Consider the following 24,007-nt stretch of genomic DNA (forward strand, 5'->3'; position numbering starts at 1 on the left):
CAGTCGTTCAGTCGGGACGGTCGCACGGCGGGCGTCGTCGTCGTCGCCGGCGATCGTTCGCGTCGACCGGGGCCGCATGCGGCCGGGCTCTCCGCAGGGGCGCCAGGCACCGGCGCCCGTTTTTCCATCGTCACCGCGACGAAGCCCGCAGCCGGGCATCCGTCGATGCGGCCGGCGCGATGCCGGCCGGTTTTACGTCAATCCTGCGCCGCCGCTTCCACGGCGATCAGCGCAAGCCCGGACAGGATCAGCGCATCGTGCCGCGTATGCGGCAGCGTCAGCGCACGCGCGACGTCGTCGGCCGCACCGCCTGCCAGCACGAGCCGCACGGGGGCCTGCCACGCATCGGCGAGATCGCGCCACGCGCGTTCGATCAGCCCCGCCTGCGCGTACAGGCAGCCGGCCGACAGCGAGCGCGGCGTATCGACCTGGAACGGCTCGGCCTGCGCGCCCGCGAGCAGCCCGCTCGCGATGTCGGTGGTCAGCGTCGGCAATTGCGCGGTGTGCGTGCCGAGCGCGCGCATCATCAGCGCCCAGCCCGGCGCGATCAGCCCGCCGGTGAAACGACCGTCCGCCCGCAGCGCTTCGAGCGTCGTCGCCGTGCCGAACGTCGCGATCAGCAGATGCTCGCCCGGAAACGCCGCATGCGCGCCGATCAAACCGGCCCAGCGATCGCTGCCGAGCTGTTCGGGCGTCGTATAGCCGTTCGTCACGCCGCATTGCGCGGGCCGCGAGCGGATCGTCGTGCGCGGCAGGCCGGGCCAACGGGCGTCGAGCAGCGCGTCGAGCCGGGCGGCCACGTCGGCACCCGCGACGTTCGAGATCCATGCGCCGCGCGGACGCGGCACGGCCGACCAGTCGGGGTCGGCGCCGCCGTCGCGCGTATGGCCGAACGCGCCGGTGTCGACGAGCGTGCGCTGCGCGTCGGCGAGCGCCCACTTGATCCGGCTGTTGCCGGCGTCGATCAGCAGATGCGGTTCGTTCATTGCGCTTCGCGCAGCGATACGTCGCCGGCCGCGATCGCCCGCACGCCATCGGGCGTGTCGAGCAGCAACTGGCCGGTCGCGTCGATGCCGGTCGCGATGCCGCGCGCGCGTTCGACACCCTGTTCGAGCAGCACGACTTCGCGCCCCGCGTACGCGTGCAGCGCGTGCCAGCGCGGCAGGAACGGCGCGAGCCCGTCGGTGCCGAACTGCGCGAGGGCGGGGGTGAGCGCGTTCAGCGCCGCGGCGAGCGTATCGGTGAGGTTGGCCGATGCGCACGCGGCCGACAGCGCGGCCGGCGGCAGCCCGCTCGCGAGCGTCGCTTCGCGCGCGCGCAGCGCGTCGACCTGCGCGGCGACGGCTTCCGCGCCGCGCACGTTGATGCCGAAGCCGATCACGACGGCGGTCGCGTCGGCGGTGGTCCAGACGGTTTCGATCAGGATCCCGGCGAGCTTGCCGACGATGCGCGGCGTGCCGTCGTCGGTGACCGTCAGCAGCAGGTCGTTCGGCCATTTCAGCGCGACGCGCGTGCGGGCGTCGAGCGGCAGCGCGGCGAGCCCTTCCGCGAGCGCGACGCCGATCGCGATGCTGAGGCCGCCGAGCGCGTCCACGGGGCGCGGCACGATGCAGCCGACCGAGCACAGCAGCGCGTTGCCGGGCTGCGCGAACCACGGGCGGCCTTGCCGGCCGCGGCCGGCCGTCTGCTCGAACGCGACGCGCACGAGCGGCGCGGGCAGCGCGTTCGCGGCGCGCGGCAGCGCCTTGAGGCGCGTCGCGACGTCGGCGTTGGTCGAGCCGGTGGCGGCAACGATGTCGAGCGGCCACGCGCGCGGCGCGGCATCCAGGTGCGCCTCGAGCCGGTTGCGCGCGATGTGCGCGTCGCCGGAATCGGGCGTGTCGGAGGAGGTGGGGGCGTTCATGGTGGCTATTGTAGCGACAGGGGCGGAAGCGGCGCTTGGATGCACCGGCAGCGAGATCGACGGTGACGGCCGCGCATCCGGCTCGGCTATCTGTTTTTCAGGCTCGGCTTGCACGGGCGCGCGCGAATGCTCGCAGTCTGTGTCCTGCTTGACCGCGGGCCTGTTGCCGCTTGCGCCTGCCGAACCCGGCACAGTCGCGTACCGCCGCCGGCCGGCATCTTGAATTTGGCGACCGGCACGACTACGTTCGAAGTATCCGCTCTGGCGGCGCGTTCGACGGTGTTGCCGGCAGTAACGCAGACGAATCGGCGCGCGCCGGCGCGTCCTCGTCGTTGCCGCATCGACGGAAATGGCGATGAACCCGCTTCATTCGGGTTCGAGCCCGTCCAGCCTGTTCGCGCGCCTTCACCGCAAGACGCGCCGGATCGCCGATGCCGCCGGGCTCCCGACGACGTGTGCCTGTCGCCGGCTGATGAACTCGCTCGAGTCGGCATGGTCGGCGGTGCGAGCGGGTACGTAGCATAGGCACCGGCGCTGATGCGGCGGCCGACCGTTTTCAAGGAGGTGGCCATGCAACTCCACATGCATTCGCACCATTACGTGCGCCGCATTCCGGTGTGGCGAGCCGCCGTGATCGGCGGGTTCGTGGCCGGTGCGGTTTTCCTCGTCGTCCAGGTCGTCGCGGCGGCAATCATCGGACACGACGCGTGGGCGCCGCTGCGCATGATCGCGGCCATCTACTTCGGCGATGACGCGCTCGCGCCGTCGGCCACGGTCGAAGTGGGGACGCTGCTGGCCGCGCTGGGCGTGCACTTCGCGTTGTCGATCGTATTTGCGCTGGTCCTGGCCGTGATCATTGCGTGTTTCAGCCTGGATTCGAGCATCGGGATGGCCAGCGTGGCGGGGGCCGTGTTCGGCGTGCTGCTGTACGTCGTCAACTACTACGGGATGACGCAGTTGTTTCCGTGGTTCGCCGACGCGCGAGGCTGGGTGAGCGCGCTCGATCACATCGTCTTCGGACTGATCGTGTCCGACTCGTACATGCGCCTGGAACGACCCGCGCGGAGCGGCGCCGCCTGACGCCGGATGCCGCGACGGCACCCGGCCAGGCGGCTCGCGCGCATCACGGCGCGATGACCGGGTGCTTCAGCGCATGCGCGGTTTCGATCCACTGCGCGTGGAATTCGTCCGCGTCGGGCTTGAGCCCCAGCTCGCCGTTGCGATACGCCATCGCGAGCGTCTGCACGGCTTCCGGCAGCTCGTGTTCCGCCGCCCGGCGATACAGCGCGAGCGCGCGCGCTTCGTCGCGCGGCACGCCGCTGCCTTCGCGGTACGCGTTCGCGAGCATGAAGTCCGCGGCCGGGAGGTCCGCGCGCGACGCGAGCTCGAACCAGTGCGCGGCCTGCACGGCGTCCGCGGCGGTGCCGTAGCCGCTGCGATAGATCAGCCCGAGGTAATACGCGGCGGCCGGATCGCCCTGTCCGGCCGCTTCGCCGAGCAGCGCGCGGGCGCGTGCGTAATCCTTCGGGATGTCGCCGCTGCCGAGCAGCAGAGCCTTGCCGAGTGCCAGCTGCGCACGCCGCGCGGCCGGCGTGTCGGCACGGCCGTCCGCCTGCGCGGCGGTTTCCAGCCAGCCGCGTCCCTCGTCGCGCAGCCCCGGCTCGCGCGCATCGACGAGCGCGATGCCGAGCGCCGCCTGCGCGTCGCCCGAACCGCGGCGCGCGAGGGCGCGCAACTGCGCGAGCGCATGCGGCTCGACGGCCTGCGCGACCATCGCCTGCCATTCGTCGAGCTGCGCGGCGCTCGGCGAGGGGCCGGCGGCGCGCCAGCCGGTCGCGGCGACCACGGCCGCGACGGTCACGGCCGCCGCCGCGAGCAACGCGGCCGGCGGGAGTTTCGCGCGCAGCACGCGCCGCGCGGCGGCGGCGAAGCCGGCCTCGGCCGGCCGCATCGTCCGGATCGGTTGCATCGCGGGTCTCATGGTCATTGCGTGATGTCGATCTCGTAGACGGCGAGGTTCTTGCCCGAGCCGTCGTCGGCCGCAACCTGCGTGAGGCCGCTCAGGCCGGCAGCCGCCGCGTCGCCGAGCCGGTTCGGCGCGGACGTGAACCGCACGTGCGCGACCGAGCTCGCGAGCTTCGTGAAGCGCCAGCTGCGCTGCGCGCCGTCGGCCGCGCGCGTGATCGCGCCGCGTTTCTTGATGAATGCGATCAGCACGTCGCGGTTCGCGTCGGGCGACGCGAAGATCGTCTTGCTGCCGTCGAGGCCCGGGAAGTTGCCGCCGCCGCTCGCGCGGTAGTTGTTGGTCGCGACGATGAACTGCGCGTTCGGGTCGATCGGCGCGCCCTTGTACGTCAGGTTCCTGATGCGGCTGCCGACCGGCTGCGTGACGTCGATCTCGTACGCGAGATCGGCGGACGTGAACATGTCGAAGTTGTAGCCGGGGAAGCTGCTGACGAGCGGCTGCACGGTCGCCTGGGTCGGGTCGATCGTGTTGAAGCGTTTCGCGGCCGTCTCGAGCCAGTTCTTCACGTCGCTGCCGCTCACCTTCACCGCGTACACGGTGTTCGGATACAGGTACAGGTCGGCCGCGTTGTTGATCGCGAGCGCGCCGGGCGCGACGTCGGTGTAGTCGCTGCCGCCGCCGAAGCCGCTCTTGAACGGCGCGCTGACCGACAGCACCGGCAGCGACGCGTATTGCGGCAGGTTCGCCTGCACGTAGGTCTTCACGTAGTCGGCCTGCGCCTCGTTGACGATCTGGATCGCGCCCGGATCGCCGACGTCGGCGAAGTACGAGTTCATCCGGTAGTCGGTCGAGCCGATCGGCGTCTTCACGTAGTCGATCGTCGCCTGGTGCTCGGCGGCGATCGCGGCGGACACCGACGGATCGGCGGCGACGTAGCTCTTGTCCGCGTTCTGGATCGGCCGCGCCTCGACGGTCGTCTGCGACTTGTCGACGCTCCAAGTCTTGCCGTCGAACTCAAGACCGAGCTTGATCACGCCGAGATGCTTGCCCCAGTAGTTGGCCATCACGGTCGGCACGCCGTTGACGGTGCCCTTCGCCTTGTCGACGCCCGGCAGGTTGAACTGCGCCACGGTGCTGTTCGCGTCCGGGAACACCTGGTGCGAGTGGCCGATCAGCATCGCGTCGATGCCGGGCACCTTCGACAGCCACCAGCTGCCGTTCTCCATCGTCGGCGAGTACGCGGTGTTGTCGAGGCCGCCGTGCGAGATCGCGACGACGAGGTCGGCGCCCTTCGCGCGCATCTCCGGAACGTACTTCTCGGCCGCTTCCTTCAGGCCGGTCGTGTAGACCTTGCCGTCGAGCCAGCGCTTGTCCCAGCTCATGATCGCGGGCGGCGTGAAGCCGATGATGCCGATCTTCACCGGCGCGCTGACGGTCTTGCCGTCGGGCGTGACGGCCGTCACCGTGCGGGTGAGGATCGTGTACGGCGTGAACAGCGGCGCGTTGGTCCTCGCGCTGATCACGTTCGCGAGCACCTGCGGGAAGTTCGGGCCCGCGCACTTCTTCTGCTGAGCGGGGGCCGGCAGCCCGTCGACGTCGAACGTGTTGCCGGTCACCTGCGACAGGTACGGCAGCCCGTAGTTGAACTCATGGTTGCCGATCCCGCCGCCGTCGAACTTCGCGGCGTTCATCACCTTGTAGATCGCGAGCGTCTGGTCGCAGCCGATCGGGTTCACGAGCGCCTGGTAGTCCGACAGCGCGGTGCCCTGGATCGTGTCGCCGTTGTCGAGCAGCAGCGTGTTCGGGTACTGCGCGCGCGCCTGCGCGATCAGCGTCGACACGCGCTCGAAACCGAGCGACTTGTCGGCGGCGAGCTTGAAATAGTCGTACGACAGCACGTTGGTGTGCAGGTCGGTCGTTTCGAGCAGCGCGAGCGTGGCGGTCGTGCCGGCGGGCGCCTGGGCCTGCGTCTGCGATGACGGCGGAGCGGTGACGTCATCGCCGCCGCAACCGGCGAGGGCGAAGGCGAGGCTGGCGAGTGCGGCGGCGGCGGTCGCGCGGCGGCGGGAAAGCGGGGGGAGACGCATCGATTGTCCTGTTCGGTGTTCTGTTCTATGAATCGCGAGGCGCGCCGCGAGATGGCGGCGCGGGCGCCGACGGCCTGATGTGCGGCGCGTGAGAGTATCGAAAGGAAACGTGACGGAAGAATGAAAGGTCGCGCCCGGCCGCGCGCCCCGGCGGCAATCCTCACGTCGCGGCGCCGGGCGGTTCGCTACAATGGCCGCTGTCATCCTTTTGCAAACAATCCGCCCTTGGACTTCGAGACTCCTCCCGGCCTGTCGGTCGACGCCGGCGGCCAGGGTCAGACGGTGCGCCTGTACGGCCAATGGACCGCACTCGCGCTTGCGCGCAACCGCGGCGCGGTCGCGCGCCGCATCGCGGGCATCGCGTCCGGGCGCGTGAACGAATGGGATCTGTCCGGCATCGAGCGACTCGACCACGTCGGCGGCCAGGCGCTGTGGCGCGTGTGGGGCCGCAAGCTGCCGGCCGGCGTCGAGCTGTCCGCCACGCAGCGCACGATCTTCGAGCGGATCGAACGCCTCGACAGCCAGCGCGAGGCGCCCGAGCGCGTCGTGCGGTTCGATCCCGTCACGCGCCTCGGCCAGGCGATCTTCGCGTTCGCCGAACACCTGCAGGGCGGCATCGCGATGTTCGGCCTCGTGATCCTCGATGCGCTGTCGGTGCTGCGCCGCCCACAGACGATGCCGTGGAAGGAAACCTCGGCAAACATCTACAGCGCCGGCGCGCAGGCGCTGCCGATCACCGCGCTGGTCGCGTTCCTGATCGGCATCGTGCTGAGCTACCTGTCCGCGCAGCAGCTGCAGATGTTCGGCGCGAACCGCTACATCGTGAACATCCTCGGGCTGTCGGTGATCCGCGAGCTGGGGCCCGTGCTGTCGGCGATCCTCGTCGCGGGCCGCTCGGGCTCGGCGATCACCGCGCAGATCGGCGTGATGCGCGTGACCGAGGAGCTCGACGCGATGCGCGTGATGGGCATCCCGCACGGGTTGCGGCTGATCCTGCCGCGCGTGCTCGCGCTCGGCGTCGCGATGCCGCTGCTCGTGATGTGGACCAACATCATCGCGCTCACCGGCGGCGCGCTCGCCGCGAAGCTGGTGCTCGGCATCGACGTCAACTATTTCGTGCGCTCGCTGCCGGGCGTCGTGCCGATCGCGAACCTGTACATCGGCATCGGCAAGGGTGTCGTGTTCGGCATGCTGATCGCGCTGGTCGCCTGTCATTTCGGTTTCCGGATCAAGGCGAACTCGCAGAGCCTCGGCGAAGGGACGACGACCTCGGTCGTCTCGTCGATCACGGTCGTGATCCTGGCCGACGCGGTGTTCGCGATCCTGTTCCAGAACGTGGGGCTCGGATGAATGCGTCGAACGAACCGGCGGCCGGTGCCGCCAGCGCACATGCCGCGGCAATCGGCGCAGGCTCGGTCGGCACGCCGCCGGGCGCCGCCGTGCCCGGCGACGACCTCGTGATCGAGGTGCGCAACCTGACGAAGCGCTACGGGCGCAACATCATTCACCAGAAGCTCGATTTCGACGTGCGGCGCGGCGAGATCGTGGCGATCGTCGGCGGCTCGGGCTCGGGCAAGACGACGCTGGTGCGGCAGATCCTCGGCCTCGAGCGGCCGACGTCGGGCACGATCAAGGTGTTCGGCGAGGACACGTCGAAGATCGACGACGCGACCGCGCGGATGATGCGCACGCGCTCGGGGATGCTGTTCCAGCAGGGCGCGCTGTTTTCGTCGATGACGGTGTTCGACAACGTCGCGCAGCCGTTGCGCGAGCTCGGCCGCGTGCCGCCCGACCTGCTGCACGACATCGTGATGCTGAAGCTCGAGATGGTCGGGCTGCCGTGCAAGCACGCGTCGAAGATGCCGGCCGCGCTGTCGGGCGGGATGGTGAAGCGGGTCGGCATCGCGCGCGCGATCGCGCTCGAGCCGGAGCTGCTGTTCCTCGACGAGCCGACCGCCGGCCTCGACCCGCAGGCGTCCGACGAATTCGTCGAGCTGATCGCGACGCTGCACCGCACGCTCGGGCTGACGGTCGTGATGGTGACGCACGATCTCGACACGATGGTCGCGCTGTCGACGCGCGTCGCGGTGCTGGCCGACCGCAAGGTGCTGGTCGCGGCCCCCGTCGAGGAGGCCGCGAACGTCGACCATCCGTTCATCCACGAATATTTCCTGGGGCTGCGCGGGCGCCGCGCACTGCAGGCGCTGCCGCCCGAGCGGCGCGCGAAGCTGCCGAAGGCGGCCCTCGAACCGGCGCCGTCGAGCGTCGATCTGTAAGCAAGGCAAGAAGCAAGGAACCCGCGAATGGAAAACAAATCACATGCGTTCTGGGCCGGCCTGTTCACGATCGCGCTGACGCTCGCGATCGCGGGCACCGTGTTCTGGTTCAACGTCGACCGTACCGTGCGCGTGCCGTACGACCTGCTCGCGCGCACCAACGTGACGGGCCTGTTCCCCGATGCGGCCGTGCGTTTTCGCGGCCTCGACGTCGGCAAGGTGCAGTCGATCGGCTTCGATCGCGCGCATCCGGGCCAGATCCGGATCCGGATCCTCGTCGATCGCGACGCGCCGATCACGCAGTCGACCTACGGCAGCCTCGGCTTCCAGGGCGTGACGGGCATCGCGTTCGTGCAGCTCGAGGATACGGGGCGCGACCTGGCGCCGCTGCCGTCGTCGCCGAAGGCGATCGCGCAGATCCCGATGCGGCCGAGCCTGTTCGACCAGATCCAGGAGCGCGGCGACGTGCTGCTGCGGCAGCTCGAGCTGGCGGCGAAAAGCGCGAACGCGCTGATGTCGCCGGAGATGCGCGAGCAGCTGCGCGCGACGGCCGAAAGCCTGCAGCACGCGGCGGACGGCGCGGCGACGCTGTCGAAGCAGCTCGCGCCGGCGGTGGCCGCGCTGCCGGAGACGATGCACCAGGTCGATCGCGCGATGGCATCGGCGAACACGCTGCTGCAGCCGAACGGGCCGCTCGTGTCGAACCTGAACAAGGCCGGCTCGGCTGCCGAGCAGGTCGGCGTCGCGCTGAACGACCTGAACGCGCGGGTCCAGTACGACACGCTGCCGCGTTTCAACGCGCTGGCCGGCAGCGTCGGCGATGCGTCGCGGCAATTGAAGGACGTCGCCGGTGAACTCGGCCGCAACCCGCGCAGTCTGTTGTTCGGCTCGCCCGGCTCCGCGCCCGGGCCCGGCGAGGCGGGCTTCGTCTGGCCGGGGGCCGGGGCCGGGGCCGCGGCCGGGAAATGAAGCGCATCGCCAGCCCGCCGCTCGACCGGCCCGGCGCGAGACCGGGCCATCACGCCATCGAAACCGGAAACATCATGCAGGAACATGCCATGCCACGAATCCTTGACCGCGCGCTGCGTCCGGCAGCGACCGCGCTCGCGGTGCTGACGCTCGCGTTCGCTGCCGGCTGCGCCGGCAACGCCGCGGCGCTGTCGAACGTCCGCTACGACCTCGGGCCGGCCGCATCGGTCGTCACGGCCGGCACCGGGCCCGCGCTGAAGGTGCTCGACGTCGCCGCGCCCGACGCGCTCGACACGGACAAGTTCGTCTACCGCCTCGCGTATGCGGATGCGCAGCGCATGGCCGTCTATCGCGACAGCCGCTGGACCGCGCCACCCGCGCAACTGCTCACGCAGCGGCTGCGCGGCGCGCTGTCGTCGCGCGGCGCGGTGCTCGAAGGTACCGACGGCGTGCGCGCGCCGACGCTGAAGGTCGACCTGAACGAATTCGAGCAGGTGTTCGACGGGCAGTCGCAGAGCCACGGCGCGGTCACCGCGCGCGCGACGCTGATGCAGGACGGCAAGGTGCTCGGCCAGCGCACCTTCGTCGCGCGCGCGCCGTCGAGCACGCCCGATGCGGAAGGCGGCGCGCGTGCGCTCGCGGCCGCGAGCGACGAGCTCGTGTCGCAGATCGCCGCGTGGGTCGGCGTGCAGGCGTACGCGGGCAACCCGTGACGCACCACGCGCAGCCGCGATGAGCGCGCCGGGCACGTCGCGCGCGTCGTCGCTGGCGCGGCAGGCGTTCGCCGCGTATGCGGCGCTCGTCGTCTATGCATCGCTGTATCCGTTCGACGGCTGGGTGTCGCTCGGCATCGGGCCGTTCGACTACCTGTTCGCGCCGATGCAGCGCTATGTGACCGCGTTCGACGTGGTCACCAACGTGCTCGGCTACCTGCCGTTCGGCGCGCTCGGCGTGCTCGCGCTGCATCCGCGCTGGCGCGGCGTGGCCGCGACGCTGATCATCGGCGGCCTCGGCGTGCTGCTGTCGGGGTCGATGGAGGCGCTGCAGACCTACCTGCCGACGCGTGTCGCGTCGAATCTCGACCTCGCGGCCAACGCGCTCGGCGCGCTGCTCGGCGCGGCGCTCGCGGCACCGGCCACCGGCGCGCTGCTCGAGCGCGGCGCGCTGCGCCGGCTGCGCTTCGCGTGGTTCGAGCCCGACGGCGCGACGCCGCTGCTGCTCGCCGGACTGTGGCCGTTCGCGATCCTGTTTCCGTCGCCGTTCCTGTTCGGCATCGGCGACTGGCCGGCCGCGCTGTGGGAACGCGCCGAGGGCTCGATGCAGGACGCGCTGCTCGCGTGGCTGCCGGCCGCGTGGCGCGTGAGCGAATGGCCCGAGCGTGTCGACGGCTGGCTGTCCGACTCCGCGTGGGAAGCCGCGCTCGGTGGCCTGATGCTGTTCGCCGCGCTGGCGATCGCGTCGCTCGCGATGCGCGAGCGCGCGCCGCGCGTGCGGCTCCTGATCGGGTTCGTCGTCGCGACGCTCGCGCTGAAGGCGGCCGCGACCTTCATGCAGTCGAGCACCGGCCTCGTCGTCGTGTGGGCGACGCCCGGTGCGCGGCTCGGCATCGAGCTCGGCTTCGCGGCGGCCCTGCTCGCATTGCGCGTGCCGGCCGCGTGGCGCGCGCTGCTCGCGGCGCTCGCGCTGCTGGCCGGCGTGGCGCTCGTCAACCTGCTGCCCGTCAACCCGTTCTTCGACTTCACGCTGTCGGGCTGGCGGCAGGGCCGCTACGTGCACTTCAACAGCATCGCGCGCTGGCTCGCGTGGATCTGGCCCTACGCGGCGCTGATCTGGCTCGGCCAGCGCGTCGAGCACGCGTGGCTGCCGGCCGCGCCGCGGCGCTGACGCGGCACGCCGGGCAGGGCGGCCACGGTTCGGTCGCGGGCAGCGGCGCGCGCCGCTCGTTATAATCGTCCGCACATCCGTTGCCGCGCGCAACGGCGATCGCCCCTCTTTCCGCCCGGCACCGCGCCGGGCCGCTCGTCACCATCATGGATTCCTACTACCAGCACCACGTCTTCTTCTGCCTGAACCAGCGCGACCCGGGCGCCGAGCGTCCGAGCTGCGCGCAATGCGATGCGCAGACCATGCAGGAATACGCGAAAAAGCGCGTGAAGGAACTCGGCCTCGCGGGGCCCGGCAAGGTCCGCATCAACAAGGCCGGCTGCCTCGACCGCTGCGAGGAAGGGCCCGTGATGGTCGTGTATCCGGAAGGCACGTGGTACACGTACGTCGACCAGGCCGACATCGACGAGATCGTCGAATCGCACCTGCGCGACGGCAAGGTCGTCGAGCGCCTGAAGATCTGAGCGGGCCGGCAGAATGAACGTTCATACGCAGAAGTCGCTGATCGCCGGCCCGGTCGGGCAGATCGAAATCGCGGTCGACCTGCCGGACGCCATGCGCGACGGCAGCGCCGCGCCGCGCGGCATCGCGCTCGTCGCGCACCCGCATCCGCTGTTCGGCGGCACGATGGACAACAAGGTCGCGCAAACCCTTGCGCGCACGCTGGTCCAGCTCGGCTACGTGGTGTACCGGTCCAACTTCCGCGGCGTCGGCGCGACCGAGGGCGTGCACGACAACGGCATCGGTGAGGCCGACGACCTGCTTGCCGTGCTCGCGCACATGCGCGCGCAGCCCGCGTGTGCGGACCTGCCGCTCGTGCTCGCGGGCTTCTCGTTCGGCACCTTCGTGCTGTCGCATGTCGCGAAGCGGCTGCGCGACGCGGGCGAGACGATCGAGCGGATGGTGTTCGTCGGCACGGCCGCGAGCCGCTGGCAGGTCGCCGAGGTGCCGGAGAACACGCTGGTGATCCACGGCGAAACCGACGACACGGTGCCGATCGCGTCGGTGTACGACTGGGCGCGGCCGCAGGAACTGCCGGTCGTCGTGATCCCCGGCGCCGAGCATTTCTTCCATCGCAAGCTGCACGTGCTGAAGCGCATCATCGTCGACGCGTGGCGTTGATGCGCTGAACCCGGCGTGCGGCGCCGCTGCCGCACGCGTGCGATGTCGCCGCTCGCGCGACATCGCGCCGCATCGTGTCACGGCACGGTCGCACATGCCCGCTGCGGCGCGGCGCAATCCGACTTGCACGGCGCCTGCGCACGCCTTTCGCGCGGCTTCGATCACCCTCTCTCGCAGCGAAGCCTCGCCATCCTCTCGAAGTCGGCGTGCGGCCGCCCGGGCCACGGTTCCCGAAAACGCCGTTCGCAGCCACGTATAATGGCCGCAATTCGCGTCGCCCGCGGCCCGGCTGGGCCCATGCGGCGCTCGTTTCGCCGCCTGTCCGCCCGCTCGCGACGGCCGCGAACCGAACGCGTCCGCACGAGTCCAACCGGCGCGTTTCGCGCCGTCCGACGCAGTCGGACGAACGCCGGAACGCCCGCCGCCTTGCCGTTCAACCCTTGCGCGTTTCGCGCCGCACTTTCTGCCATCAGCCTGAATCGATCATGCGTCTGTCTCCCCAAGGCCTCAAGTCCCTCGCTTCTTCCATCGCCTTCGGCACCGCCGCGCGCAACGTCGCGCTCGGCGTGATGCTGCCCGTCGCGCTCGCGTCGACGATCGTCGTCGCCGAGGCGAAGCCGGCCGCCAAGGCCAAGGCCGCGCATGCCGCGCCGGCCGCCGCCGCCGAGCAGTTCACCGGCGCGCCCGCGACCTTCATGCCGGGCGCGGTGCCGCCGCCGGGCGTGAACGCGCGCTCGTGGGTGCTCGTCGATGCGACGAGCAACACGGTGCTCGCATCGGGCAACGCCGACGAACGCGTCGAGCCCGCATCGCTGACGAAGCTGATGACGGCCTACCTGGTGTTCGAGGCGCTCGACAAGAAGAAGATCTCGATGGAGCAGATCGTCACGCCGAGCGTAGCGGTACGCCGCGTCGGCACCGACGAGTCGCGCATGTTCATCGAGGCGAACAAGCCGGTGTCGGTGCACGACCTCGTGTACGGGATGATCATCCAGTCGGGCAACGACGCCGCGATCGCGCTGGCCGAACTCGTCGGCGGCAGCGAAGGGCAGTTCGTCACGCTGATGAACGACGAGGCGGCGCGCCTCGGCATGAAGGGCACCCACTTCGCCGACGTGAACGGCATGCCCGACCCGAACCACTACACGACGGCCGGCGACCTCGCGAAGCTGTCCGCGCACCTGATCCGCGATTTTCCGCAGTACTACAGCATCTTCTCGGAGAAGGAATTCAAGTACAACAACATCCGCCAAGGCAACCGCAACCGCCTGCTGTGGCTGGATCCGACGGTCGACGGCCTGAAGACGGGCCATACGCAGGCGGCCGGCTACTGCCTGATCGCGTCGGCGAAGCGCGCGATCCCGGGTGTCGACAGCCAGCGGCGTCTCGTGTCGGTGATGATGGGCGAGCAGAAGGAAGGCGAGCGCACGCAGGACAGCATGAAGATGCTGAACTACGGCTATAGCGCGTTCGACGCGGTGCGCCTGTTCAAGGGCGGCCAGGCGATGTCGACGCCGCGCATCTACAAGGGCAAGGAAAACACCGTGCAGGTCGGCGTGAAGGGCGACCAGTGGGTGACCGTGCCGCGCGGCCTGGGCGACAAGGTCAAGCCGGAAGTCGAGGTCAACGCGCCGCTGATCGCGCCGCTCGCGGAAGGCCAGCAGGTCGGTACCGTGAAGATCGTCGCCGATGGCAAGACGCTGTCGGAGTTCCCGGTCGTCGCGCTGCAGGCCGTGCCGGAAGCGGGTATCTTCGGCCGTATCTGGGACTCGATCCTGCTGATGTTCAGCAAGAAGAAGTAAGCGCGACGGGCCTTTGTTTTCACGACTTCATCCCCATCTGTCATTGCCATGAGCCAAGCCGAATTCGAACCGATCGTCTACCTCAGCGTGTCGTCGCACGAGGAACTGGTGCCGCTGTCGGAAGCCCGCGTGCCGGTGCTCGACCGCGGGTTCATCTTCGGCGATGGCGTGTATGAAGTCGTCCCCGTTTATGCGCATGACGGCGCGCACGTGCCGTTCCGGATCGAACAGCATCTGGACCGGCTCGCGCGCAGCCTGAAGAAGATCGGCATCGACAATCCGCATGACGCGGCCGGCTGGCGCGCGCTGATCGAGCGCGTGGTCGCCGCGAATGCGGAAGGCCTCGGCGACGGCCATGCGCTCGTCTACCTGCAGGTGACGCGCGGTGTCGCGAAGCGCGGCCACGCGTTCCCGGCGAATACGGTGCCGACGGTGTTCGCGATGACGAGCCCGCTGCGCCTGCCGTCGGACCAGGAGCGCGCGCAGGGCGTGCGCTGCGTGACGGCCGAGGATCGCCGCTGGCTGCATTGCGACATCAAGTCGATCTCGCTGCTCGGCAACGTGTTGATGGCGCAGCATGCGGCCGAACGCGACGCGTTCGAGACGATCCAGCTGCGCGACGACAACGTGACCGAAGGTTCGTCGTCGAACGTGTGGGTCGTGAAGAACGGCGAGCTGTACGCGCCGCCGCGCAGCAACAGGATCCTCGAAGGGATCCGCTACGCGCTGGTCGAGCAGCTGGCCGACGAATGCGGCATTCCGTTCGTCGCGCGCGAGATCAGCGAAGCCGAGCTGCGCTCGGCGGACGAGATCATGATCACGTCGGCCACGAAGGAGATTTTGCCCGTCACGTCGCTCGACGACCTGCCTGTGCAGGGCGGCAAGCCGGGCCCCGTGTTCGCGGCGTTGTACGACGCGTACCAGCGTGCGAAGGCACGCGAGTTTGAACAGTTTGACCTAACCCGGAGAAAGTGATGAGCGAACCGACCAAAACCATCGAGGTCACCGGCGCGATCGATGCCCGGAAGGAGTCGCTGCTGGAGTTTCCGTGCGACTTCCCGATCAAGATCATGGGCAAGGCGCACCCGGAGTTCAAGGATACGATCTTCAAGGTCGTGGCCGTCCACGACAACGAGATCGACGTCGAGAAGATCGAGGAGCGTGCCTCGAGCGGCGGCAACTACACCGGCCTCACGATCACCGTGCGCGCCACGAGCCAGCAACAGCTCGACGACATCTACCGCGCACTGACCGGCCATCCGATGGTCAAGGTCGTGCTCTGAGCGCCGCTTTCCATCCTCCTTCCTGCGCGCACTCGGCGGGGGTTTTCCCCGCCGCGCGCCGCGCGTCCAGCTCGTCGCACAGCTGCTGGTACTCCGCGACTTCCTGAAGCAGCCAGGTCCTGAACGCCTGCACGCGCGGCGTGTTCACGAGCGGCGGCGGACACACGAAAAAATAGTGCCACGGGCTCTGCCCGTCGATGTCGAACAGGCGCACGAGGCGCCCGTCCAGCAGGTCGTGCACCGCGAGCGAGCGGCGCACCAGCGCGATGCCCTGGCCGTCGATCGCGGCCAGCAGCAGGTTCGACGAATCCTGGTACAGAATCCCGCGTTTCGGCTCGGTGAGCGTATCGAGCCCCGCCGCGTCGAACCACGGCCGCCACAGCTCGTCGTCCGAGCGCAGCAGGTTGTAGTGCACGAGATCGGCGGGCGTCTGCGGCAGCTTGCCGCCGTTCAGCGTCGGCGAGCACGCCGGAAAGAACACTTCCTCGAACAGCGGCTCGACGTGCAGCCCCGGATAGCTGCCGGAGCCGAAGCGGATCGCGAGATCGACGTCGTCGCGCGCGAAGTCGGTGAGCGAGTTGGTGGACTGCAACTCGACGTCGATTTCCGGATGCCGCTCGATGAACGTGCCGATGCGCGGCGTGATGAAGCGCGCGGCGAACGACGACAGCATCGACACCACCAGCCGCCGTCCGCGGTCGCTCGCGCGCACCTCGCGCGTCGCATCGGCGATCTGCATCAGCGCGGTGCGGACCTGCTGCGCGTAGCGCATGCCGGCGTCGGTCAGGCACAGCCGCTTGCCGTTGCGCGTGAACAGTTGCACGCCGAGCTCCTCCTCGAGCGCGCGAACCTGGTGGCTGACCGCGCCGTGGGTGACGTACAGCTCGTCGGCGGCGCGGGAGAAATTCTCGTGACGGGCGGCGGCTTCGAACGCGCGAATCGCGTTCAGCGCAGGCAGCTGGCGGAGGTCCATTTGCTAATTTTCCTCACATCGACGTGAAAATTGGTCGTTTTGTCGGGTGCCTTGAAGTGACTACGATTGTAGCCATCGAAGCATTTATTGGCGGAGTCGATCATGCAAGAAATTTCTTCAAGCATCACGTTCGAAATCCCCGCGGGCGAGACCGTGCCGATGAAGGTGCAGCGCAGCACGCGTCTGACGGTGCAATGCGGGCCGGTGTGGGCGACGCGCAGCAACGACGTCGAAGACTACTTCCTGGTCGACGGCGAGACGCTCCGGCTGCGTCGCGGCGAGCGGCTGTGGCTCAGTGCGGAAGGCCGGCAGGGCGCGCAGGTCGCGTTCTCGGTGTCGCGGCCGGCCGGGGAAGTCGCGCGCGGCGCGCTGGCGCGGCTGCGCAACCGCGTGAACGCGCTGTTCCACGACGGCTGGCGCACCGTCTGACCGACCTTTCCTCCGACGGATGCTCGCGATCCGTCCCCTTCCCGGGCCGGCGAGACGCATGGGTTTTCGGTAAACTAGCGCCCATGTCCGTCTCGCCGGTTGCCATCGTGTCCACGCCTGTCGCTGTTTCCGAATCGCCCGCCGGGTCTCCGGTCCGGCCCGTCGTGCCGGTCACCGTGCGTTGGCGGGGCAGCGAGGCCTACGAGACGAGCTTCGACGCGATGCGCGCGTTCACCGACACGCGCACGGCCGACACCGGCGACGAAATCTGGGTCGTCGAGCATCCGCCCGTCTACACGCTCGGCCAGGCCGGCGACCCGGCCCACCTGCTGGTGGCCGACAGCGGCGTGCCGCTCGTGAAGGTCGACCGCGGCGGGCAAATCACCTACCACGGCCCCGGCCAGATCGTCGCCTACCTGCTGCTGGACCTGCGCCGGCGCAAGCTGATGGTGCGCACGCTCGTGACGAAGATCGAGGAGGCCGTGATCGAAACCCTCGCGGCGTATAATCTCGCTTCGGTCCGCAAGGCGGGCGCGCCGGGCATCTACGTGGCATCCGGCGTGCACGAAGGCGCGAAGATCGCGGCCCTCGGCCTGAAGATCCGCAACGGCTGCAGCTATCACGGTCTGAGCCTGAACGTGAAGATGGATCTGCGCCCGTTTCTCGCGATCAACCCGTGCGGCTATGCCGGACTGGAAACCGTCGACATGGCGAGCCTCGAGGTTGCCGCCGACTGGAACGACGTCGCCCACACGCTGGTGGGTCGTCTGATTGCCAACCTCGATGGCGCATCCGCGGCCGCCGACAAGCCGCAGGCACTGGAACATTCGAATGACTGACGTTACCGCTTCCCCCGCACCGGCCGACTCGGCCGCGACCGCTGCCTACGATCCCACCGCCAAGCAGAAGGCGCAGGCGAAGACGGCGCGCATCCCGATCAAGGTCGTTCCGATCGAGAAGCTGAAGAAGCCGGAGTGGATCCGCGTGAAGGCGGCCACCGGCAGCTCGCGCTTCAACGAGATCAAGACGATCCTGCGCGAGCACAACCTGCATACCGTGTGCGAGGAAGCGAGCTGCCCGAACATCGGCGAGTGCTTCGGCAAGGGCACCGCGACGTTCATGATCATGGGCGACAAGTGCACGCGCCGCTGCCCGTTCTGCGACGTCGGCCACGGCCGTCCCGATCCGCTCGACGCGGACGAACCGAAGAATCTCGCGCGCACGATCGCGGCGCTCAAGCTCAAGTACGTGGTGATCACGAGCGTCGACCGCGACGACCTGCGCGACGGTGGCGCCGCCCACTTCGTCGAGTGCATCCGTGAAGTGCGCGAGCAGTCGCCGGACACGCGCATCGAGATCCTGACGCCGGACTTCCGCGGCCGTCTCGACCGCGCGATCTCGATCCTGAACGCCGCGCCGCCCGACGTGATGAACCACAACCTCGAAACGGTGCCGCGCCTGTACAAGGAAGCGCGCCCGGGTTCGGACTACGCGCACTCGCTGAAGCTGCTGAAGGACTTCAAGGCGCTGCATCCGGACGTCGCGACGAAGTCGGGCCTGATGGTCGGCCTCGGCGAGACCGAAGAGGAAATCCTGCAGGTGATGCGCGACCTGCGCGCGCACGACGTCGACATGCTGACGATCGGCCAGTACCTGCAACCTTCCGAGCACCACCTGCCGGTGCGTGCGTACGTGCATCCGGATACGTTCAAGATGTACGAGGAAGAGGCGTACAAGATGGGCTTCACGCACGCGGCCGTCGGCGCGATGGTGCGTTCGAGCTATCACGCCGATCTGCAGGCGCATGGGGCCGGGGTGGTCTGATTGCTCCAGACGCTCGATGCATAAAAGAACCCGCTACGCGGGTTTTTTTATGCAGTTCTTCGTCTCGATATCCTGACGAAGTGAAGCAACGGCTTCTGGCGCAAGAGCGATTTCGTCAGCGCTTCCACGGGCTTTTAGTCCTCAAGCTTGCGAAACCGGACATCGCGCATTCTGATACTCTCGACCCACAGTTCCCAATCCTCGGCTGAGATATAAGCGCCGGTCTCTTTCCTGCCCTCTTCCAGAAAGCTCGTCTGTTCATCCAGGCTCAGGCTTTCCCAGAACGAGTCCCATACATGGTTCAGCCAGTAGTGAGGATCACCCTGACTGATATGCAGAATCGGTCCAAACTCATACAACGTGATCCACGGAGCGGCGGGGTGGAAGCCTTGCTCCGAGAGCTTGGCAATCAGTTCAACATCGTTGGAGAGCAAGCGCACGTCGCGCCCTGAAAACCTCCATGTGGCGGAGATGATGGTACTCAGCGACTGCCCGTCGACTTCGCGCATGAACTGAAAATACGCAACCTCTTGTCTGCCTTGCCGCACCAGATTGAGCAAAGTCGGAAACTGACTGGGCTGAACGTGATGAACCAGCCCAAAAGCATTGATACCCGCATCGCCTTGATATATCGGCTTGGGGTAGGCAGGAAGTTGCTGCTTTTTTGGGTCGAGCGAGCCGGAACCGAAAATGGCTTGCAATTCACCGAGTGGCTTTCCAAAGGCGTCTTCCAGACTCTTCAGACTTTCACGCTCTGCCCGCTTCGTTTGCAACTCTTCAACCTTGCGCCTGAAGAAAGACACATCCCCTCCTCATCATTTATCTGGAATCTGATCGGCAATCATCGAGCCGCCGAAATAGCCGACAGCACCAAAGAGGATGCCACCGATGGCACCGGTTATTACGGCGCCAGGCCCGAGTTCAACACCGACCAGCGCGCCCGCTGTAGCACCGACTCTGGCTCCAGCAACGGCGCCGGCCCAACTACCTGCCCACCCGCCAGCCTGGCGAATGACTTCCTTTTCCAGAGGACGAATGGACTTTAGACGAATCGATTCATTGGATGCAACCGAGAGGTCATAGCCTGTAAAAGCGAGCCCGACAACCCGCACAACACGAGCATATTTGACGATGCCGAGGCTGATAGCCAAGCCACGCTGCGAGAACACGCCTTCACCGGGCACCATGGGCCGTGGCTGAACCAGAACCTCCTTGTCCATGGCCAGGACTTTTTGCTTGATATGCTCCGCCCACCGCTTGTCTTTTGAGCGAGCCTCGGCCGCATACTTATCGATGGCTTGAACGATCTCATCGGTTGTCACGAGCTTCGCGCCTGCTCGCTTGGCTTTGGCGATGTCGACATACACGGTCTTGCCCGCCATTCTCCCCGTGCCTGTAGGATAGATGCTACTGGTAGATGCATAGGAAGTTAGCTTGTCGTATTCCAGCACGTGGTCAACGACACTGCCTGGAGCTTTGGGACCGCCCTTGCTCCACAGACCATATTTTTCTGGATAGACTTCGCGCATCTCGCCAAGTGGCGAGAGTTCAAGTTGCTTCAGATATGGATTGTCGATCGTGCTGTACGTGTGACGGACCAGCATGCCATCCTTGCCGACTTCTTCAACAGTAACAAAGAAGAAAATGCGAGCAGGCATGTGATGCCCGAGCACGTCATACTTGGAGTCAGCGGTAGCGTTTGTCGTTGTTCGATAGACGAAGTTGCTCATTGTTCCCACCGCTCCAGAGCTTGCAGACCTACTGCAATGTCCAGCTTTGACACATCCTTCGTGTAGACACGAGGACAGTAACCTTGGGAATCCGTCAGTCCCTTATAGACCGCCCCTGCTGACGTGCGAATGTGATATGGGGAACTGCAAACAGGTTGATTGTTACCGTCGAGCACGCGCACGCGCTCATCGCAGTTGCCTCGATACTCTTCCGTCAGAGATTGCCCGGAAGGTCCGTACCCCATCTCGGTGAGATTGTGAGACTCGAAGCTATGAAAGCTATCGGTTTGGGAGGCAATCATCACGGGAGGAGGATGGCATTTGCAAAGGCACAAGTCGCCATCAAGAGCCTGTTCTTTGCCCATCTTATGATCGGGCCAACGAGGACCTTGAGCCGCGATGACACCCGTGGACTGGCACGCATTACAAACGACTTGAGCGCCAACAAAAGTCAGGGCTGTACCGTGATGCGTGCAACTGTCTACCCCCTCGATGACGATGCCACCCGTAGTTGACTTGTCGCCTACCTTAAGCAAGTACCGTTTCATGCTCATTATCCGTTTTTCGCAACGGACAAAGAAATATCATCGTGGCATTGGGCGCAGCAATTAGACGGGTACTAAAAACCCTGTAATCCGAATTTTTTTGAAGTATCGTGGTTTTGACCGATTTTTCATCCCTGGATCCGCGGAGCGTGAGACGTCCCGCAAGTTGGCTACGATCTCGAATCGACCGACGCGCGGCAACGGCCCGTCCCCGCACCACAATCGTCACCCGACCGGACACGCAATCCGGTCGAGCATGGAAAGCAAAGCTGAAACGGCATCGATAGCTTCGCAGGATAAGTTCGCTCCCGCCGCGCGCAAAGCTCGTAAAGTCGGCTCTCCCGCAGCAATGCCCGCATTCCGAAGGAGAGTCGCATGTCCCGTTTCAGCTTCGTCCGCCGCGCCGTCGTCGCGCTGACCGCCTTTGCCGCGCTGGGCGCGGCGCACGCCGAATCGCGCGAGGTCGTGATCGCGTACCAGGACATGGTCGTGCCGTGGCGCTATGCGCAGGCGAGCGGTGAAGTCGAAAAGGCGACCGGCTACAAGGTCACGTTCCGCAAGCTCGACAGCGGCGCCGACGTGATCCGCGCGCTCGCGTCGGGCTCCGTGCAGCTCGGCGAGGCCGGTTCCAGCCCGATCGCGGCCGGCCTGTCGCAGGGGCTCGACATCTCGCTGTTCTGGGTGCTCGACAACATCAACGACGCCGAGGCGCTCGTCGCGCGCAACGGCTCGGGCGTCACGAACGTCGCCGGGCTGAAGGGCAAGAAGATCGGCGTGCCGTTCGTGTCGACGTCGCACTTCCATACGCTCGTCGCGCTGCAGGCCGCGGGCGTCAATCCGAACGACGTGAAGATCGTCAACCTGCGTCCGCCCGAAGTCGCGGCTGCGTGGGCGCGCGGCGACATCGACGCGACCTACATCTGGGATCCGGTGCTCGCGAAGGTCAAGCAGTCGGGCACCGTGCTCACGACGTCGGGCCAGGTTGCGAAGGAAAGCGGCAAGTCGACCTTCGACGGCTTCGTCGTGAGCCGCAAGTTCGCGCGCGAGAACCCCGAGTTCGTCACGCGCTTCGTGAAGGTGCTCGCGGCGGCAGACGCCGACTACCGCGCGCACGCTGCCGCGTGGAAGGTCGGTTCGCCGCAGGTCGCGGCGGTCGCGAAGGTGTCCGGCGCGAACGCGCAGGACGTGCCGGCCAGCCTCGCGCTCTACGCGTTCCCGACGGCGGCCGAGCAGGCTTCGCCGACGTGGCTCGGCGGCGGCGCGCAATCGGGCGCCGCGAAGTCGCTCGCGGCCACGGCCACGTTCCTCAAATCGCAAGGCACGATCCAGACGGTGCTGTCCGACTATTCGGCCGGCGTCGATCCGCAGTTCGTGCAGAAGGCCGCGCGCTGAGCGCGGCCGTTCAGCCCTCTCGTCGCGGAGCCCTTCGATCATGAGCACGCTGGAAGTCCGTCAGGTATCGGTCGACTATCCCGGCGAACGCGGCCGGCCGACGACGCAGGCGCTCGCGCGCGTCGACCTGCGCATCGAAGCCGGTGAATTCGTCGTCGCGCTCGGCGCGTCCGGGTGCGGAAAGACGACGCTGCTGAACTGCATGGCCGGCTTCGTCGCGCCGACGACCGGCGACGTGCGCGTCGACGGCGTGCCGGTCACGGGCCCCGGCGCCGATCGCGGCGTCGTGTTCCAGAAATACGCGTTGCTGCCGTGGCTCGACGTGCTCGAGAACGTCGCGCTCGGGCTGCGCTTCGCACGCGTGTCGAAGGCCGAACGCGAAGCGCGGGCGCGGGAGATGCTCGCGCTGGTCGGGCTCGACAAGCATGCGCACGCGCGCGTGTACGAGCTGTCGGGCGGGATGCAGCAGCGCGTCGGCATCGCGCGTGCGCTCGCGAGCGATCCGCGCGTGCTGCTGATGGACGAGCCGATGGGCGCGCTCGACGCGATGACGCGCGGCACGATGCAGGCGCTCGTGCTCGACGTGTGGGCACGCACCGGCAAGACGGTGTTCTTCATCACGCACGACGTCGAGGAGGCGCTGTTCCTCGCGACGCGTCTCGTCGTGATGACGCCCGGCCCCGGCCGGATCGCGGAGACGTTCGAGCTGCCGTTCGCGCGGCGCTACGTCGAATCGCGCGATGCGCGCGCGGTGAAGTCGTCGCCGGAATTCATCGCGTGGCGCGAGCGGCTGATCGCGTATCTGCATCGCGACGAGGCGGTGGCGGAGCGCGCGTGATGCATGAGTTCGCGCGACGGGGCGCGTCCGTCGGGCGCGGCCGGATCAGTACTTTGCACAGGCAGGTCGACATGAGCACGCAGGAATCGTTGGCAGCCGATCGAGCAGCCTCGGAGTTCGGGCAGGATCAACGCGCGACGCGACAGCGTCACGCGGTGCGTCCGGCTCGCGCATCGCATCGCTACCGGTTGCCGGGGCAGGGGCGGACGGCCGCGCTCAGCGCGGCGACGGTCGCGGCGCTGGCCGTGCTGTGGTGGGTCGCGACGCACCGGCAGTGGTTGCCGCCGTTGTTCCTGCCCGCACCGGAAGCGGTGTGGGCCGCGTTCGTCGACGCGTGGCATGGCCGCATCCAGGGCGGCCTGCCGTTGTCGGAGCATTTGTTGTGGAGCGCCGCGCGCGTGTTCGGCGCCTTCGTGTTCGCCACTGCGATCGGCGTGCCGGCCGGCATCCTGATGGGCGTGAGCCGCATCGCGCGCGGCGTGCTCGATCCGCTGCTGGAGTTCTACCGGCCGCTGCCGCCGCTCGCGTATCTGCCGCTCGTCGTGATCTGGTTCGGCATCGACGAGACGGCGAAGCTCGTCGTGATCTTCCTCGCATGCTTCGCGCCGATCGCGATGGCCGCCCGTGCCGGCGTGCGCGCGGCAACCGTCGAGCAGATCAACGCCGCGTATTCGCTCGGCGGCAGCTTCCCGCAGATCGTGCGCCATGTCGTGCTGCCGGCCGCGCTGCCGGAAATCCTCACCGGCTTGCGGATCGCGATCGGGTTCGGCTGGACGACGCTGGTCGCGGCCGAGATGGTCGCCGCGACGGCCGGGCTCGGGCAGATGGTGCTCAACGCATCGAGCTTCCTGCGCACGGACATCGTTGTGATGGGGATTCTGATCATCGGCGCGATCGCGTGGCTGTTCGATCTCGCGATGCGATGGGTCGAGCGGCGGGTGGTGCCGTGGAAGGGGCGGGGGTGAGCGGAGGGGTGTTGCGACG

Annotated in this window: 25 protein-coding genes; 17 read left to right on the forward strand and 8 right to left on the reverse strand. The window is 67.9% G+C overall.

The features are described 5' to 3' along the window. Positions 1 to 197: 197 nt before the first annotated feature. Both DIE04_RS20330 and DIE04_RS20335 read right to left on the reverse strand, forming a co-directional pair. Positions 198 to 986, reverse strand: coding sequence for a type III pantothenate kinase (locus DIE04_RS20330; RefSeq protein WP_124486564.1), 789 nt, complete (start codon positions 984 to 986; stop codon positions 198 to 200). After that, positions 983 to 1,903, reverse strand: coding sequence for a biotin--[acetyl-CoA-carboxylase] ligase (locus tag DIE04_RS20335; protein WP_124520671.1), 921 nt, complete (start codon positions 1,901 to 1,903; stop codon positions 983 to 985). Before DIE04_RS20335 ends, DIE04_RS20330 begins: the two co-directional genes overlap by 4 nt. A 570-nt stretch (positions 1,904 to 2,473) precedes the next feature. On the opposite strand from DIE04_RS20335, the gene DIE04_RS20340 reads away from it, so the two are divergent. After that, entirely contained in the window at positions 2,474 to 2,983 is a 510-nt protein-coding gene (locus DIE04_RS20340; protein ID WP_124520673.1) for a hypothetical protein, read from the forward strand. 43 nt (positions 2,984 to 3,026) lie between these two features. On the opposite strand, the gene DIE04_RS20345 is transcribed toward DIE04_RS20340, so the two are convergent. Beyond that, on the reverse strand, positions 3,027 to 3,872 hold the full coding sequence (locus DIE04_RS20345; RefSeq protein WP_124520675.1) for a tetratricopeptide repeat protein: 846 nt from the start codon (positions 3,870 to 3,872) through the stop codon (positions 3,027 to 3,029). A 14-nt stretch (positions 3,873 to 3,886) separates the two neighbouring features. Further along, positions 3,887 to 5,956, reverse strand: coding sequence for a bifunctional 2',3'-cyclic-nucleotide 2'-phosphodiesterase/3'-nucleotidase (locus tag DIE04_RS20350; protein WP_124520677.1), 2,070 nt, complete (start codon positions 5,954 to 5,956; stop codon positions 3,887 to 3,889). Between the two features lie 225 nt (positions 5,957 to 6,181). On the opposite strand from DIE04_RS20350, the gene DIE04_RS20355 reads away from it, so the two are divergent. The 10 genes from DIE04_RS20355 to DIE04_RS20400 all read left to right on the forward strand — a co-directional run bounded on the left by DIE04_RS20355 (position 6,182) and on the right by DIE04_RS20400 (position 15,292). Then, entirely contained in the window at positions 6,182 to 7,306 is a 1,125-nt protein-coding gene (locus DIE04_RS20355) for an ABC transporter permease (protein ID WP_044846763.1), read from the forward strand. After that, the gene (locus tag DIE04_RS20360; protein WP_124486560.1) at positions 7,303 to 8,232 is read left to right on the forward strand and encodes an ABC transporter ATP-binding protein; all 930 of its coding nucleotides are present in this window, start codon (positions 7,303 to 7,305) and stop codon (positions 8,230 to 8,232) included. The genes DIE04_RS20355 and DIE04_RS20360 overlap by 4 nt, the downstream gene beginning before the upstream one ends. A gap of 27 nt (positions 8,233 to 8,259) precedes the next feature. Further along, on the forward strand, positions 8,260 to 9,201 hold the full coding sequence (locus DIE04_RS20365; protein WP_124520679.1) for an MlaD family protein: 942 nt from the start codon (positions 8,260 to 8,262) through the stop codon (positions 9,199 to 9,201). Between the two features lie 89 nt (positions 9,202 to 9,290). Further along, entirely contained in the window at positions 9,291 to 9,914 is a 624-nt protein-coding gene (locus DIE04_RS20370; RefSeq protein ID WP_044846778.1) for an ABC-type transport auxiliary lipoprotein family protein, read from the forward strand. 19 nt (positions 9,915 to 9,933) lie between these two features. Further along, entirely contained in the window at positions 9,934 to 11,085 is a 1,152-nt protein-coding gene (locus DIE04_RS20375; protein WP_124520681.1) for a VanZ family protein, read from the forward strand. A gap of 146 nt (positions 11,086 to 11,231) precedes the next feature. Next, complete coding sequence (locus DIE04_RS20380; RefSeq protein WP_044846759.1) at positions 11,232 to 11,549, forward strand: ferredoxin; 318 nt, start codon at positions 11,232 to 11,234, stop codon at positions 11,547 to 11,549. A 13-nt stretch (positions 11,550 to 11,562) separates the two neighbouring features. Next, the gene (locus DIE04_RS20385) at positions 11,563 to 12,207 is read left to right on the forward strand and encodes an alpha/beta hydrolase (RefSeq protein ID WP_124486557.1); all 645 of its coding nucleotides are present in this window, start codon (positions 11,563 to 11,565) and stop codon (positions 12,205 to 12,207) included. A gap of 485 nt (positions 12,208 to 12,692) precedes the next feature. Further along, positions 12,693 to 14,009, forward strand: a complete 1,317-nt coding sequence (locus tag DIE04_RS20390; protein ID WP_044846757.1) for a D-alanyl-D-alanine carboxypeptidase family protein — start codon at positions 12,693 to 12,695, stop codon at positions 14,007 to 14,009. Between the two features lie 48 nt (positions 14,010 to 14,057). Continuing rightward, positions 14,058 to 14,984 (forward strand): D-amino acid aminotransferase, encoded by a 927-nt coding sequence (locus tag DIE04_RS20395; protein WP_124520683.1) that lies wholly within the window; start codon positions 14,058 to 14,060, stop codon positions 14,982 to 14,984. Then, positions 14,984 to 15,292, forward strand: a complete 309-nt coding sequence (locus DIE04_RS20400) for a YbeD family protein (RefSeq protein WP_044846755.1) — start codon at positions 14,984 to 14,986, stop codon at positions 15,290 to 15,292. The genes DIE04_RS20395 and DIE04_RS20400 overlap by 1 nt, the downstream gene beginning before the upstream one ends. Here the strand turns inward: DIE04_RS20400 and DIE04_RS20405 are convergent. Next, complete coding sequence (locus DIE04_RS20405; protein WP_044846754.1) at positions 15,276 to 16,265, reverse strand: transcriptional regulator GcvA; 990 nt, start codon at positions 16,263 to 16,265, stop codon at positions 15,276 to 15,278. The genes DIE04_RS20400 and DIE04_RS20405 overlap by 17 nt on opposite strands. A gap of 102 nt (positions 16,266 to 16,367) precedes the next feature. On the opposite strand from DIE04_RS20405, the gene DIE04_RS20410 reads away from it, so the two are divergent. From DIE04_RS20410 to lipA, 3 genes are all read left to right on the forward strand, one after another. Next, positions 16,368 to 16,694, forward strand: coding sequence for a DUF2917 domain-containing protein (locus DIE04_RS20410; RefSeq protein WP_044846777.1), 327 nt, complete (start codon positions 16,368 to 16,370; stop codon positions 16,692 to 16,694). A gap of 83 nt (positions 16,695 to 16,777) precedes the next feature. Further along, complete coding sequence (lipB, locus tag DIE04_RS20415) at positions 16,778 to 17,533, forward strand: lipoyl(octanoyl) transferase LipB (RefSeq protein ID WP_044846753.1); 756 nt, start codon at positions 16,778 to 16,780, stop codon at positions 17,531 to 17,533. After that, positions 17,526 to 18,518, forward strand: coding sequence for a lipoyl synthase (lipA, locus tag DIE04_RS20420; protein ID WP_124486554.1), 993 nt, complete (start codon positions 17,526 to 17,528; stop codon positions 18,516 to 18,518). Before lipB ends, lipA begins: the two co-directional genes overlap by 8 nt. 134 nt (positions 18,519 to 18,652) lie before the next feature. Here the strand turns inward: lipA and DIE04_RS20425 are convergent, their stop codons facing one another. The 3 genes from DIE04_RS20425 to DIE04_RS20435 are packed head-to-tail and all read right to left on the reverse strand — an operon-like array spanning position 18,653 to position 20,796. Next, positions 18,653 to 19,321, reverse strand: coding sequence for a hypothetical protein (locus DIE04_RS20425; protein ID WP_124486553.1), 669 nt, complete (start codon positions 19,319 to 19,321; stop codon positions 18,653 to 18,655). 12 nt (positions 19,322 to 19,333) lie between these two features. Further along, positions 19,334 to 20,248: a glycine zipper family protein gene (locus DIE04_RS20430; protein WP_124486552.1), complete on the reverse strand. Its 915-nt coding sequence runs from the start codon at positions 20,246 to 20,248 to the stop codon at positions 19,334 to 19,336. Further along, a complete protein-coding gene (locus DIE04_RS20435; protein WP_124486551.1) occupies positions 20,245 to 20,796 on the reverse strand; it encodes a PAAR domain-containing protein in 552 nt (183 codons plus the stop codon). Before DIE04_RS20435 ends, DIE04_RS20430 begins: the two co-directional genes overlap by 4 nt. Before the next feature lie 372 nt (positions 20,797 to 21,168). On the opposite strand from DIE04_RS20435, the gene tauA reads away from it, so the two are divergent. Genes tauA through DIE04_RS20450 form a run of 3 tightly spaced genes read left to right on the forward strand, consistent with a single transcriptional unit; the run spans position 21,169 to position 23,988 of the window. Continuing rightward, complete coding sequence (gene tauA, locus DIE04_RS20440; RefSeq protein ID WP_124486550.1) at positions 21,169 to 22,185, forward strand: taurine ABC transporter substrate-binding protein; 1,017 nt, start codon at positions 21,169 to 21,171, stop codon at positions 22,183 to 22,185. A 40-nt stretch (positions 22,186 to 22,225) separates the two neighbouring features. Next, positions 22,226 to 23,023 carry a taurine ABC transporter ATP-binding protein gene (locus DIE04_RS20445; protein ID WP_044846750.1) on the forward strand — a complete coding sequence of 266 codons (798 nt, stop codon included), beginning with the start codon at positions 22,226 to 22,228 and terminating at the stop codon, positions 23,021 to 23,023. Further along, positions 23,023 to 23,988, forward strand: coding sequence for an ABC transporter permease subunit (locus DIE04_RS20450; protein ID WP_124520764.1), 966 nt, complete (start codon positions 23,023 to 23,025; stop codon positions 23,986 to 23,988). Before DIE04_RS20445 ends, DIE04_RS20450 begins: the two co-directional genes overlap by 1 nt. The last annotated feature ends 19 nt before the right edge of the window (positions 23,989 to 24,007 follow it).

The organism is Burkholderia sp. Bp8994, from assembly GCF_003853805.1.
In the GTDB taxonomy this organism is placed as follows: domain Bacteria; phylum Pseudomonadota; class Gammaproteobacteria; order Burkholderiales; family Burkholderiaceae; genus Burkholderia.